Raw genomic sequence first — 13,348 nt, 5'->3', positions numbered from 1 at the left:
AACTGGACATGGCCGTGTGCCCGAGTGGTTCAGGGGCTCGCCTGCAAAGCGAGTTACGTGGGTTCGAATCCCGCCACGGCCTCTAGGTGCCTCGAACAGGCAGTTACTGCCACTGCGAGCTGGTTGCGATGGCCCGCAGCTGGGCCAGTGTCAGGATCGGCGTGGTACGGGTCGAGGGGGCGTTCTGGCTCGGTGCCTGCCACTCCATGAGGGTGACGTAGAGCCCGTCGGGATGCAGTACGCTCACCGCCTCGTGCCCGGGGCCCGTTCCGGGTGGTGCCTGCCGGGACTCGATCAGGGTGCCGTCGGCCAAGGGCGTCGTGCCGGCGAAGACGTGGCTGCGGATCGCGGTGGTGGAGGTCTGCCGGGAGACGTGCACCTCGAGCAGCGACTTGCCGTGGCCGTCGTCCACCCACAGCTGCCCGGACTGCCGACCGCCGGGCGGGCTCGAACGGGACAGACCGGTCGGCAGCAGCGCGGTCAGAGTGGCAAGGGCGCGGTCGGCGGGCAGTGTGCCGGTGAAGGTCGGCTTCGGGGTGGCGGATGCCGTGGCCGAGCCGGTCGTGGCCGAGGCCGCCGGACCGGCGAGCGTGTGGTCGGCTGTCGGCCGGCCGGACAGCACTCCGGGAACCACCGCCGCGCCGAGCCCGACGAGCGCGAGTACGGCTGCTCCGCTCACGCCGACGGCCGTGGCGCGGCGGCGGCGCCTGCGCCGACCGTTGCGGACACTGGCCTGCACAAGTGATGGAGTGTTGGGCGGCTCAATGGTCAAGAGGGTGGTGTGAAGGGCTTCGGTGAAGTCTTCTTCGATGGGCATGGCGGGTCACCGCGTTTCGGGGCTCGGTGATGAGGGCGAGGTAGGTGCCGCGGCACCGGGGTCAGGGGCTGACGAGCTCGGACAGGTCGTGGCCCAGAAGGTCCCGGATACGGGCGAGCGCGCGCATGCTCTGGTTGCGTACCGCGCCCGGCCGGACCTGAAGGATCGCGGCGGTCTGCTCGACGCTGCGGTCCTCCCAGTAGCGCAGGAGCAGCACGGCCCGGTCCCGGGCGGAGAGCCGGCCGAGAGCGTCGAGCAACGTGACCCGGAGCGTGGCGTCGTGCTCGGTGACGACACCGGAGTCCGGCAGCGTGTCGGTGGGCTGCTCGGAGCTGCTGCGCCGGCGGCGGTAGGACAGGTAGGTCCGTACGAGGACGGTGTGGGTGTAGGCCGCCGGGTCGTCCGCCTGCGCGATCTTGCGCCAGTTGGCATACATCCGGCCCAGCGTGTCCTGCACCAGGTCCTCCGCGAGGTGCACATCACCGCTGGTGAGCACGCACGCAGAGCGGAACAGAGGTGCGGATCGCGCAGCGGCGAACGCCATGAATTCCTCTTCGTACCGGCGCTTCATCCGAGATCCTGTTCGTCGTCCACACTCTGAAGACGCTGTGGCCGCAGGTTTGCGTCCCACCCTGAGAAGCAGAAATCTGGGCGCCTCAGGCGAACTTCGCCTTCGGCGACGTTGACTCGGGCAACGGTTGCACAACTCTCAGCGCCAGGAGGCGGATCTCCGTCACCGATCATTCACCGAGCATTTCCAGTGGTCTCTGCGGCTGATGAAGGCGTCCGGCGCCGCCCCCGTCACCTCACAGCGCCCCGCCCGCCTCGTCCTGGAACAGGTCCGTCCAGTAGTGCCAGTCGGTGCCGGGCGCTCTGCCCGTGGGGTCGACGGCCGACAGGGTGTGCAGCATCGCCGCGGCCAGCTGGTCGTACGCCGCCGTCGTCAGTTCGTGGGCGAGGTGTTCGTCGATGGTGCGCTCGTGGTGGAGCAGCCAGAGCGTGAAGGCCAGGGTGGAGACGTCGGTGTTGAGGGGGTAGAGGGTGGCCTCCGGCCCGCTGAAGGTCAGCACCGCGCCCGTTCTGCCGTCGACCACCAGGCTGTTGTCCTCGGCGAGGTGGCCGAGGCGGATCAAGTGATCGGCGTGGGCGGGGAGTTCGTCGAGGGGGTAGTCCCCGGCGTACTCCTCGGTGAAGTACTCGCGGAGCGTCGGCAGCGGGACGTCCGTGTCGGCGTGGAAGAGGACCGCCTCCTCCGGCAGCCCGGTCTCGCGCAGGAAGCAACGGGTCGGCTCGTGGGTGAGGGTCGTGGGGAAGTCGACCTCTTCGAAGCGGGTCACCCTGCCGTGCCCGAACTCCTGGTCCAGGACGCGGGCGGGGACGGCCAGGGTGAGGCCGGAGGCGGTGCCGGGGCCGGCGACGAGGACGAGCGGGCGGATCAGGGCCGCCGCCTTCCAGTACGGCGGGACCTCGCCACCCGCGTCCTCCTCGAAGAGGGAGAGCAGACGGCGGGTCGCCTCGGCGGCCGTCCTGGGGCCGTACTGACCCGCCAGGGACGCGAAACGGCCGCGCAGGCCCGCCAGTTCCTCGGTGACCGCGGCGAAGCGCAGCAGCGTGGCCAGGGAGGGCGCGAAGGGGCGGGGCTCGGCCGGGGCGAACAGATACGCCGTCGTCAGCTCGCCGGTGCCGCCGTCGAGCAGGATCGACTCGCGCCGCATGCCCGCCGGGTTGAGGAGTTCGCCTATCACCAGCCGGTTCCGCAGCTCGTCCGCCACCCGGAACGGGCCGTCCGTGGCGTCGGCGAGCGTGCGCAGGCCGTGCGTGCGCAGCGGGGAGAAGGTCAACAGGTCGGTGCCCGCAGGCAGTCCGCTGCCGCTGAGCAGGCCGCGCGTCGGCCCGTGCGTGACATAGCGGTCCAGCTCCGCCTCGGTCAGCGTGATCGCCGGAATCCCGGCATCGGTCGTGCTCATCGCTCCCCCGCGATCTTCCCCGTGCCCCACCTGCGTCCGTGAGCGCGACTGCCCCCACTGCTTCCGCAGCCTACGCCGCCCCACTGACAACGGCCCTCATCTGGAAGGACGTCGGACCGCCCGGGTACGTTGCGCGTCCGCGAGGAGTGGCTCGGTCGGGTGTCACGGCCGGAGTCGGGCCACGTGCGCCGCACCCGGCGGCCTCCCCACCGCCTCGGCAGCCCCCCATCGCCAGGAGCCGCGCCACCGTCGACGTGCCCGCGGCCACCACGCCGGTGACGACCACGACCCCGTCGATCGGATACGGCCGCTCACTGCGCGGTCACCACCGCCGCCTGCGGCCGGATCGGGAGCCGGTTGACCGGGCGGCCGGTGGCCGCGCGGACGGCGGAGGCGATCGCGGCCGGCGCCGTGACGACCGGGACCGCGCTGACCGACTTGGCGCCGAAGGGGGCGACCACGTCCCGTTCCTCGACCAGTTTGACGATCTGGATGTCCGGGGCGTCCAGGGCGGTCGGCAGGGCGTATCCGGTCAGGTCGGGGTGGCGGATCAGGCCACGGGGCGTACGGAGGTTCTCCGTCAGCGCGATGCCCACGCCCTGGGTCACGCCCGCCTCGATCCGGGCCGCCAGCTGGGTGGGGTTGAGGATGCGGCCCACGTCCTGGGCGACCGCCAGCTCCACCACCCGCACCGAGCCCAGCTCGATGTCGACGTCCACCACCGCGCGGATCGCGCAGAACGCGAGGCCCACGAAGGCGTCGCCCTGACCGGAGGCGTTCAGCGGCTCGGTGGGATGCGGCCGGCACTGCGCCGTCGCCCACAGCTCCTTGCCGTCCATGGCCTCGGTGACGGTCGTCGAGAGCACGCCGTCGTACGAGGTGATCTTGCCGTCGGTGATCTGGAGCAGCTCCGTGGACATGCCGAACTTGTGGGCGAGCGGCTGCAGGAGCTGGGTGCGGACCATCTTCGCCGCGCGTTCCACCGCGCCGCCCGACACCCAGGTGTGGCGGCCGCGGCAGCCCGGACCGGCGGGCGGCTGGTCGGTGTCGACCGGCGCCACATGGACTTCCTCGATGCCGAGGGTCTCCTGGACGATCTGCCGGGCGAGGGTGGTGAAGCCCTGGCCGGTCTCGACGGCGGCGCAGAGGACCGTCGCGACGCCGTCGTGGACCTTGACCGTCGCCGTGGACACCTCGTCGGCGCCCTCCGCGCCGAGCATGTGCACCATGCCGAGGCCGTAGCCGACGCCCCGGCGCACCGCGCCCGGCTCGCCCGCGCCCTCGGGGCCGCCGGGCAGCAGCCACTCCTCCTCGGGCGTGTCCTTGGGGAGTGCCGGGAGCGGGAAGTCCCGTACGGCCTGCAGGAGTTCGGCGACCGGTGCCGGGCAGGTCACCGTCTGGCCGATCGGCAGGACGTCCCCCGTCGCGAGCAGGTTGCGCAGCCGCAGCTCGGCCGGGTCCAGGCCCAGCTTCTTGGCCAGCTTGTCCATCTGCGCCTCGTAGGCGGCGCACACCTGCATCGCGCCCTCGCCGCGCACATGGCCGGAGGGCGGGTTGTTGGTGCGCACGGCCCAGCCCTCGATGAAGGCGTTCGGGACGACGTACGGGCCGCACGCGAAGGAGACGGCGGCGGCCAGGGCGTCGGAGGAGGTGTCGGCGTACGCGCCCGCGTCCAGCAGGATCTGCGCCTCGACCTTCACCAGCTTGCCCTCGGCGTCCGCGTGGTGGCGGTACCGGAGCAGCGTCGGGTGGCGGTGGGCGTGGCCGAGGAAGGACTCCTCGCGGGTCGCCGTGAGCTTCACCGGGCAGCCGGTCTTCAGGGCGAGCAGGCCGAGCGGGAGCTGGAAGCCCTGGTCCTCGCGGTCGGCGGTGGCGCCCGGCACCCCGGTGACGACGATCTTCACCCGATCAGGGGACAGGCCGTAGCAGGCGGCCGCGGTGTTGCGGTCGGTGTGCGGGTCGGTGGAGGCCAGGTACAGCTCCACGCCGCCGTCGGGGCGCGGCACGGCGAGGCCTGCCTCGGCGCCGATCGGGGCCGGGTCCTGGCGCCCTATCCGGTACAGGCCCTCCACGACGACCTCGCCGACCGCCTCCGGGTCGCCGTGCCGGAGCGGGATGTGCCGGATCAGGTTGCCGTCGGGGTGCAGCGGCTCGGCCTCGAAGGCCTGCTCGGGGTCGGTGACCGGGTCGAGTACTTCGTACTCGACGATGACGGCCGCCGCGGCCATCCGCGCGGTGTCCGGGTGGTCGGCGGCGACGGCGGCGATGGGCTCGCCGTGGTGCCGTACGACCTCGGAGGCGAAGACGGGCCGGTCGGGGGTGCCCCGGCCGTGGCGCGGAGTGCCGGGCACGTCCTCGTGGGTGATGACGGCGCGTACGCCGGGCATCTCGCGCGCGTGGCTGGTGTCGATGGACACGATGCGCGCGTGCGCGTGCGGAGAGCGCAGGACGGCCGCCCACAGCAGGCCCTCGGCCCACAGGTCGGCAGCGTACGGGAAGGTGCCCTCGGTCTTGGCGCGGGCGTCGGCGTGCGGCAGGGAGGCGCCGAGGCCGTGCGGCAACGCCTCGGCCTCGGGGGCGGGTTCCTCGGCGGTCGTCGCCGTGGCGGCTTCGTTGCTCACGCCTGGCCTCCGTCCTGGCCGTAGTGCGGGTCGTGCGGTCCGGGGGTGCCGTGCGGCGGTGTGCCGTACGGGTCGGGCGTGCCGTACGGCGGCGTGTCGGCGTAGCCGCCGGCCTGCGGTGTGCCGAACGCGCCGGGTGCCTCGAACGCCGACGGGTTGACCCCGCCCGCTCCGGGGCCCGCCTGGTGGGGAATACGGGCCTCTTCCGCGTTCGTCTCGGCGTCGGCGGCGTGCGAGGCCTCGCGTTCGGTGACGACCTCCTTGACGGCCTCCAGAACGCCCCGGTAGCCGGAGCAGCGGCACAGGTTGCCGCACAGCGCCTGCCGGGTCTCCAGCTCGGTCGGCGCGGGGTTGCCCTCCAGCAGGTCGTGGAGGGTCATCGCCATGCCGGGCACGCAGAAACCGCACTGCACGGCGCCGCGCCGGGCGAGCGCGCGCTGTACGTCGGAGGGCTGTCCGTCGGCGGCCAGGCCCTCGACCGTACGCACCTCGCTGCCGGCCGCGGTGACCGCCGGGACCAGGCAGGAGGCCACCAGACGGCCGTCGACCTGGACGTTGCACGCCCCGCACTCGCCCTGCGAGCAGCCGTCCTTGGCGCCCGCGAGCCCGAGCCGCTCCCGCAGCACGTACAGCAGCGACTCGCCGATCCAGGCGTCGGTGACGGGCCGGTCGACGCCGTTGACACGCAGGACGTAGGAGGCGAGCGGGTGGTCGTCGTGCGGCGGGAGGGGGGCGCTGTGCTCCGCGTGGTCCTCGGCGGCGGCATCCTGCGGCCCGGGCGCCGTCTCCTCGGTGGCGCCTTCGTCCGCTCCGGGCGCGGCTGCTCCGGCGGCCTCGGGCGCGTCGGCTGCGCGCTCCGGTACGGCTGTGCGGGCCGGGGTCCGCGCTGTCGCGGGGTCGGCCGTCGCCCCCTCGGCCGGGGCGGGGCGTGCGGGCCTCGTGGGCGCTGTGGCTGCCTGTGGGACTCCGGTGGGGGTCGCGGGTCCGTGCTGGGCTGCTGGGCCGCCAGCGGGGCGCTCAGGGCCCTCCGCGGGGCCGTGGCCGTCCGCGTCCGCTCGCGGTCCCGTCGCCGACTCGGCCGGCCGCCCGGGGACCGCGGCCCGCCCGCCCGGCCGCACCGGCTCCGCGGACTCGCCGAACTGCCGGTAATCGGCGGGCTCGGCGGAATCGCCGACCTCCCGGTAATCGTCGGCCTCGGCGGACGAACCGAACTCGCCGTACTCGGCAGGCTCACCGAACGCGCCGGGGTGGCCGGCCTCGGCGCGCTGAGCCTCGGCGCGCTGAGCCTCGCCACGCCCCTCGGCGGCCCCGGCCCGCCGACCGTCCGCGTGCCCGGCCGGCGCGTTCCCGGCGCCCTCGTGACCACCTAGTGCATGTCCGGCGCCGCCGTGAGCAGCCGGCGGGTACCCCGCGTCCGCCTGGCCGGGTTCTCCCGTCCCGGGCTCCTCCTGCGCGGCCGGGGCGTGGCCGGCCGGGGGCTGCCCGTACCGCTCGTCGGATGCGGGTGCGTACCCCGGCGCCGGCGTACCCGCGGGATGGGCGTCGGTGTGGTCGGGCAGGCCGGTGTCGGCGGGCCGGTCCCAGGGACGGCCCGAATCCTGTGTCGCCCAGGGCGCGGACGCGCCGCCGGGCAGGGTGGCGGGCGGGGTGCCGCCCCACTGCTCGACCAGAGCGGACGTGGTGAACTCGCCCGATTCGTCAGGAAGGTCGCCACCGGCGACCGGGATCGACCACTGCCCGGTGACGTCGTGCCCGGGCGCGGCCGGCGCCGCGGGCTCCTCGAAGGTCCAGTGCTGGGTCGCGCCGGGGTTGTAGGTGAACCGGTCGTCCGCGGGCTGCGTCCGGGGCGTCGCGTTCGGGTCGGGCCACTCGGCGCCGCCCGCGGGCGCGGTCCAGGTGCCGGCCTGGCCGGGGTCGCCGGTGCCGGGGGCGACCGCTATCCGGGGCGGCACATAGCCGTGACCCGGCGCGGCCAGCGGGCTGTCGCCGGACAGCAGGGCGTCGATGCCGCCCTCGGGGAGCTTCACGAAGGCCGTCGCGCCGTCGTCGTAGTCGCCCTGGGGCAGCGGGTCCCAGCGTCCGCCGCCCTGGGGCGCGCCCTCTCCGTGCTGGTCGTCGGTCACGACAGCGCCCTCCCCAGTGCTCGTCGGGCCAGTGCGGCGACGGTGCGCCGCAGGTGCAGTACGGCGGGCGGAAGCGGGGCCACCGAGCCGTCGGCCTCCGGTACCGGGTCCGGGATGCAGGCCGCGGCGACGTACTCACCGAAGGCGTTCAGGGCCTCCGGGACGAGCGCGCGGTCGTTGTCCCAGTCGATCAGCTGGGCGACCCACTGCTCGGCCTCCAGCGGCCGCAGCGGCATCGGCGCTATGGCTCCGACGGCGCACCGCACTCCGCGCCGGGCGGGGTCCAGGACGAGCGCCACGGAGGCCAGGGCACGGCCCGGCCCGGTGCGTCCGGTCGCCTTCAGGAAGACCTGCGGGGCGTGCAGCAGCGGCACGCGCACGTACCCGATGAGTTCGCCGCCGCGCAGCATCTCCATGCCGGCCAGCAGGTGCGACACCGGGATCTCCCGGCGGGCTCCGCCCGGGCCCGCGATGATCAGCGTCGCCTCCAGGGCGGCCAGCACCGGCAGCGCGTCCCCGGTGGGCGCGGCCGAGGCGATGTTTCCGCCCAGGGTGCCCGCGTTGCGAATGTGCGGCGGACCCGCGGCGCGCGCGGCGGCGGCGAGCGCCGGGATCAGGGCCGCGAAGTCGGGGCGGCCCATGCGCGCATGCGTGAGGCCCGCGCCGAGCAGCGCGTGGCCGTCCTGGTACTGCCAGCCGCGGATCTCACTGATCCGCCCGAGCCCCACCAGGGCGGCGGGCCTGAGCTGACCGGAGTTGACGGCGGCCATCAGGTCGGTGCCGCCCGCGACGGGCACGGCGGTGGGCATGGCCGCGAGGGCCGCCACGGCCTCGTCCAGCGTCGTGGGCAGCGTGACGGCCTGCTCCGCCTGCGGTGCGTGCGTGGTCAAACCGGCTGCCCCTTCCCGCTGCCCCACCTGGTCCCACCTGTGTGGCCGTACGGTACGTGCTCACAGGGCGGACGTGGCAACTCTGGCACATCTTCGCAAGTACCGAAGACGGGGGTCCGCTAGGAGGCAGTAAGGGGCATTCGCCCACCTCATCGGGGAGATGGTCCGTTTTTGTACGGCATCGCCGGTGCGCGCCGATTGACACTCCTCGGTGACACTTGGCGCGGTTTTCCAGCACTTGTTCGGGATGATCGGCCGGGCCGGGCGGTCACCTGTTCGGCGGAGGTCCCTCGATGGGGCGACCGAGCACACCGGGGCGTTTCTGCCACGGCCGGGGCCCGGTGGGCGGCCGGTAGGCCACGCCGAGGGCGTCAAGTCGGGCGTAATGGGCGGTCATACGGTGTTCGAAGCCGGCGAAGTCCCGTTCCGCGGGGGCGGGCAGCCGGCTCCAGGCCACCTCGGCGAAGGCCGCGAGCCGGGGGAACGTCTGGTAGTCCACGCGCGCGGTGTCCTCCATCACCTCGGTCCAGACATTGGCCTGAGTGCCCAGCACATGCCGGGCCTCGTCCTCGGTGAGCCCCTCCGGAACGGGTTCGAACCGGTAGACGTCCTCCAGGGTGCGCACGAACCCGATCGGCACCGGTTCGTCCTCGCCCGGGGCCTGACGGTGGTCCAGATACACGTACTGCTCCGGGCACATGACGACGTCGTGGCCGGCCCGCGCGGCCGCGATCCCACCGCCGTAACCGCGCCAGGACGACACCGCCGCGCCCTCGGCGAGCCCGCCCTCCAGGATCTCGTCCCAGCCGATGAGCCGGCGCCCGCGCGCGGCGAGCCAGGCGTCGAAGTGGCCGATGAACCACGACTGCAGCTCGTCCTCGTCGGCGAGACCGAGGTCCGCGATGCGGGTCTTGGCCGTCACCGAGTCCGCCCACTGCTCCTTGCGGCACTCGTCGCCGCCGACATGGATGAACTGCGAGGGGAACAGCTCCAGGACCTCCTCGAACACCCCCTCGTAGAAGCGCAGGGTGCTGTCGGTGGGGGCGAGTACGTTGGCGGAGATCCCCCAGTTGTCCCAGACGGTGAGGGCGGTGGTGTCGATGACGTCGGTGTTCCCGAGTTCCGGGTACGCGGCGATGGCGGCCTGCGAATGGCCGGGTACGTCGATTTCCGGGACGACGGTGATATGCCGCTCGGCGGCATAGGCGACGATCTCCCGGATGTCGTCGTGGGTGTAGTAACCCCCGTGCGGTTTCTCCTCCCACAGTGGAGAGGCCCGGTGACCGAATTTCGACCGCGCCCGCCAGGAGGCGGTTTCGGTCAGCTTCGGATACCGCTCGATCTCGATCCGCCAGCCCTGGTCATCGGTCAGATGGAAGTGGAAGACGTTGAGTTTGTGCGCGGCCATCAGGTCGAGATAGCGCAGCACGCCTTCCTTGGGCATGAAGTGCCGGGCGACGTCCAGGAGGAGACCCCGCCAGCCGAAACGGGGGCTGTCCTCGACGGTGACCTCCGGAAGGTCCCAGTCCTGGTCCGGCCGCAGCGGCGCGCGGCGGAACGCGTCGGGGCCCAGCAGCTGCCGGAAGGTCTGGGCGCCCCAGAAGACGCCGGCGGCACTGCCGCCCTCGATGCGGAACGGCCGGTCGTCGACGACGACCCGGTAGCCCTCCGGCGGCAGGCCGGGCTCGATGCTCAGCACGATGCGGTTGAGGCGGTCGGGCCGGTCGGGGAAGGCCAGGCCGGTCGCCGCTCCGACCGTGGCCCGCAGCCAGCGCGCGACGCCCTCGGTCCCGGGCCGCGCCTCCAGCGCGGTCTCGCCGTCCAGGCTCGTGTAGCCGGCCGCGTTCCAGACCACGCGGCTCGGCGCCGGGATCAGCGTCTTGTCGGGTTCCACGAATTCGGGTGTGCCGCTCATGCCGTCGTCGCCCCTCCGCACCGGCGTTGCCCTGCGTGCCCACGACTGTTGCGCTGCCTACAGCCGCGTACGGACGCTACGGACTCTCCGCGCCGCGGACAAGAGGTCTCGACCATTCCGCGCCCCGGGTCAGGGCACGGCGAGGCCCCGGCGCACGCGGAAGTGCGCCGGGGCCCAGCGAGCAGGCCGGGTACGGAGGCCTTACTTGTCGCCGCCCTTGTCGTCGCCGCCGCTGCCCATGGACTCGTAGATCTCCTTGCACATGGGGCACACGGGGTACTTCTTCGGGTCGCGGCCCGGCACCCAGACCTTGCCGCACAGCGCCACGACGGGGGTGCCGTCGAGGGCGCTCGCCATGATCTTGTCCTTCTGGACGTAGTGGGCGAAGCGCTCGTGGTCACCGTCGCCGTGGGACACCTGTGGCGTCGGCTCTACGAGGGTCCCCGTACCAGTCCCGCGCTCGGGCTCAAGAGTGCTCATAAGCCCCAGGGTACTGGGGCGCACACGTATTCAGTTGAGCGAAGGGTCGTCCGGATACGTGGCCACCATCGCCAGCTCGTTGCGCTGACGGCGCAGCACTTCCCGCCAGAGTCTCTCCGGGGCCGGCGAGGAGACGTCCCCGGGCTCCGACTCGACCACGTACCAGGCTCCCTCGACCAGCTCGTCCTCCAGCTGGCCCGGGCCCCAGCCGGCGTATCCGGCGAAGATCCTCAGGGACCCGAGGGCCGAGGCGAGCAGTTCCGGCGGGGCCTCCAGGTCGACCAGGCCGATCGCGCCGTGCACCCGGCGCCAGCCCAGCGGGGCGAGGTCGCCGTTCGCGCCGCCCGGGATGACCGCGACACCGAGCGCGGAGTCCAGCGAGACGGGGCCGCCCTGGAAGACCACCCCGGGCTCGCCGGTCAGATCGGCCCAGCCTTCCAGGATGTCGCCCACGTCCACCGGGGTGGGGCGGTTGAGGACGACACCGAGGGAACCCTCCTCGTCGTGGTCGAGAAGGAGCACCACCGCGCGGTCGAAGTTCGGGTCCGCCAGGGCGGGAGTGGCCACGAGCAGCCGCCCTGTGAGCGAGGACACCTCGGTCATGCCAGACATGATCCCGCATCTTCCCCTTCGGTGGGGAGCCAATCGGGGTGCGGGAGTGAACGCAGCTCAGGGAGGACGGAAGCGCCCCGGGCGCACTCCGGGCCCGGTGACCCCATGTGCCCGATAGGGCACGGTTCGTGTTGTGACACACCTATGACGCGACTGGGCGGTCCTTGGGCTTACGGACGGGGGGTGATCGGCGATTACCCTGTCTTCCCGGCCCCCGCGCACAGTGACCGGCCGGCCCCTGCCCAACTCATCGGAACGCGAGATACATGACCGTCAACGACGATGTCCTGCTTGTCCACGGCGGAACCCCGCTGGAGGGCGAGATCCGTGTCCGCGGTGCGAAGAACCTCGTACCGAAGGCCATGGTCGCCGCCCTCCTGGGCAGCGCGCCGAGCCGACTGCGCAACGTTCCCGACATCCGTGACGTGCGGGTCGTCCGCGGCCTGCTGCAGCTGCACGGGGTGACGGTCCGGCCGGGCGAGGAACCCGGCGAGCTGGTGCTCGATCCGACGCACGTCGAGAGCGCCAACGTGGCTGACATCGATGCCCACGCGGGCTCCAGCCGTATCCCGATCCTCTTCTGCGGTCCGCTGCTGCACCGCCTCGGGCACGCGTTCATCCCCGGCCTCGGCGGCTGTGACATCGGCGGCCGGCCCATCGACTTCCACTTCGACGTGCTCCGGCAGTTCGGCGCGACCATCGAGAAGCGCGCGGACGGGCAGTACCTGGAGGCTCCGAAGGGCCTGCGCGGCACGAAGATCCGGCTGCCGTACCCGTCCGTCGGCGCGACCGAGCAGGTGCTGCTGACGGCCGTACTCGCCGAAGGCGTCACCGAGTTGTCCAACGCGGCCGTCGAGCCGGAGATCGAGGACCTCATCTGCGTGCTGCAGAAGATGGGCGCGATCATCGCGATGGACACCGACCGCACGATCCGCATCACCGGCGTGGACAGGCTCGGCGGCTACACCCACCGGGCCCTCTCGGACCGCCTGGAGGCCGCCTCCTGGGCCTCCGCCGCGCTCGCGACCAACGGCAACATCTACGTCCGCGGCGCCCAGCAGCGCTCGATGATGACGTTCCTGAACACCTACCGGAAGGTGGGCGGCGCCTTCGAGATCGACGACGAGGGCATCCGTTTCTGGCACCCCGGTGGCCAGTTGAAGTCCATCGCGCTGGAGACGGACGTGCACCCCGGTTTCCAGACCGACTGGCAGCAGCCGCTGGTCGTGGCCCTGACCCAGGCCACGGGCCTGTCCATCATCCACGAGACGGTCTACGAGTCCCGCCTGGGCTTCACGTCCGCGCTGAACCAGATGGGCGCGCACATCCAGCTCTACCGCGAGTGCCTGGGCGGCTCCGACTGCCGCTTCGGGCAGCGCAACTTCCTGCACTCCGCGGTCGTCTCCGGGCCCACCAAGCTCCAGGGCGCCGACCTGGTCATCCCCGACCTGCGGGGCGGCTTCTCGTACCTCATCGCGGCCCTCGCGGCCGAGGGCACGTCCCGCGTCCACGGCATCGAGCTCATCAACCGCGGCTACGAGAACTTCATGGAGAAGCTCGTGGAGCTGGGGGCCAAGGTGGAACTTCCCGGCAAGGCCCTCGGCTGACCGTCTCGGCATCTTCGCGCCACTCCGGCCCGGGACAACGCCGCTCCCGGCCGGGGGTCCGGGGGTTGCCCCCGGGCAGGCACAGCATGGAGAAGCTCGTGGAGCTGGGGGCCAAGGTGGAACTTCCCGGCAAGGCCCTCGGCTGACCGTCTCGGCATCTTCGCGCCACTCCGGCCCGGGACAACACCGCTCCCGGCCGGGGGTCCGGAGGTTGCCCCCGGGCAGGCACGAACGGCAAAAGGGCGGCCCCCCTCGGTGGAAGGGGGGCCGCCCTTTTCGACGTCCTCGGCGGCGGCGCCCGAAGGGGCGCGGACCG

The 13,348-nt window shown here is 72.8% G+C and carries 10 protein-coding genes and 1 tRNA gene; 2 read left to right on the top strand and 9 right to left on the bottom strand.

The features are described from left to right. Window positions 1-10: 10 nt before the first annotated feature. Window positions 11-82, top strand: a tRNA-Cys gene (locus SRB17_RS00420). 21 nt (window positions 83-103) lie between these two features. Here the strand turns inward: SRB17_RS00420 and SRB17_RS00415 are convergent. The 9 genes from SRB17_RS00415 to SRB17_RS00375 all read right to left on the bottom strand — a co-directional run bounded on the left by SRB17_RS00415 (window position 104) and on the right by SRB17_RS00375 (window position 11,416). Continuing rightward, window positions 104-679, bottom strand: a complete 576-nt coding sequence (locus tag SRB17_RS00415; RefSeq protein ID WP_323374779.1) for a hypothetical protein — start codon at window positions 677-679, stop codon at window positions 104-106. A gap of 199 nt (window positions 680-878) precedes the next feature. Beyond that, window positions 879-1,388 carry a SigE family RNA polymerase sigma factor gene (locus SRB17_RS00410; RefSeq protein WP_153533595.1) on the bottom strand — a complete coding sequence of 170 codons (510 nt, stop codon included), beginning with the start codon at window positions 1,386-1,388 and terminating at the stop codon, window positions 879-881. Window positions 1,389-1,623: 235 nt separating this feature from the next. Then, window positions 1,624-2,784, bottom strand: a complete 1,161-nt coding sequence (locus tag SRB17_RS00405) for an SUKH-4 family immunity protein (protein WP_153533593.1) — start codon at window positions 2,782-2,784, stop codon at window positions 1,624-1,626. Between the two features lie 311 nt (window positions 2,785-3,095). Beyond that, window positions 3,096-5,405, bottom strand: a complete 2,310-nt coding sequence (locus tag SRB17_RS00400) for a xanthine dehydrogenase family protein molybdopterin-binding subunit (protein WP_323374778.1) — start codon at window positions 5,403-5,405, stop codon at window positions 3,096-3,098. Next, entirely contained in the window at window positions 5,402-7,528 is a 2,127-nt protein-coding gene (locus SRB17_RS00395) for a 2Fe-2S iron-sulfur cluster-binding protein (protein ID WP_323374777.1), read from the bottom strand. Before SRB17_RS00395 ends, SRB17_RS00400 begins: the two co-directional genes overlap by 4 nt. Next, on the bottom strand, window positions 7,525-8,418 hold the full coding sequence (locus SRB17_RS00390; RefSeq protein WP_153533591.1) for an FAD binding domain-containing protein: 894 nt from the start codon (window positions 8,416-8,418) through the stop codon (window positions 7,525-7,527). The genes SRB17_RS00395 and SRB17_RS00390 overlap by 4 nt, the downstream gene beginning before the upstream one ends. 268 nt (window positions 8,419-8,686) lie before the next feature. Next, on the bottom strand, window positions 8,687-10,333 hold the full coding sequence (locus SRB17_RS00385; protein WP_153533589.1) for a beta-N-acetylhexosaminidase: 1,647 nt from the start codon (window positions 10,331-10,333) through the stop codon (window positions 8,687-8,689). A 201-nt stretch (window positions 10,334-10,534) separates the two neighbouring features. Continuing rightward, window positions 10,535-10,813: a DUF3039 domain-containing protein gene (locus SRB17_RS00380; RefSeq protein ID WP_143638399.1), complete on the bottom strand. Its 279-nt coding sequence runs from the start codon at window positions 10,811-10,813 to the stop codon at window positions 10,535-10,537. A 30-nt stretch (window positions 10,814-10,843) separates the two neighbouring features. Continuing rightward, on the bottom strand, window positions 10,844-11,416 hold the full coding sequence (locus tag SRB17_RS00375) for a YqgE/AlgH family protein (RefSeq protein ID WP_055707730.1): 573 nt from the start codon (window positions 11,414-11,416) through the stop codon (window positions 10,844-10,846). A gap of 275 nt (window positions 11,417-11,691) precedes the next feature. Between SRB17_RS00375 and murA the strand changes: the two genes are divergently transcribed. Next, window positions 11,692-13,032: a UDP-N-acetylglucosamine 1-carboxyvinyltransferase gene (gene murA, locus SRB17_RS00370; RefSeq protein ID WP_153533587.1), complete on the top strand. Its 1,341-nt coding sequence runs from the start codon at window positions 11,692-11,694 to the stop codon at window positions 13,030-13,032. The last annotated feature ends 316 nt before the right edge of the window (window positions 13,033-13,348 follow it).

This window comes from Streptomyces sp. RB17, from assembly GCF_009604455.1.
Classification (GTDB): Bacteria; Actinomycetota; Actinomycetes; order Streptomycetales; family Streptomycetaceae; genus Streptomyces.
This window is presented reverse-complemented; position numbering and strand designations above follow the sequence as displayed.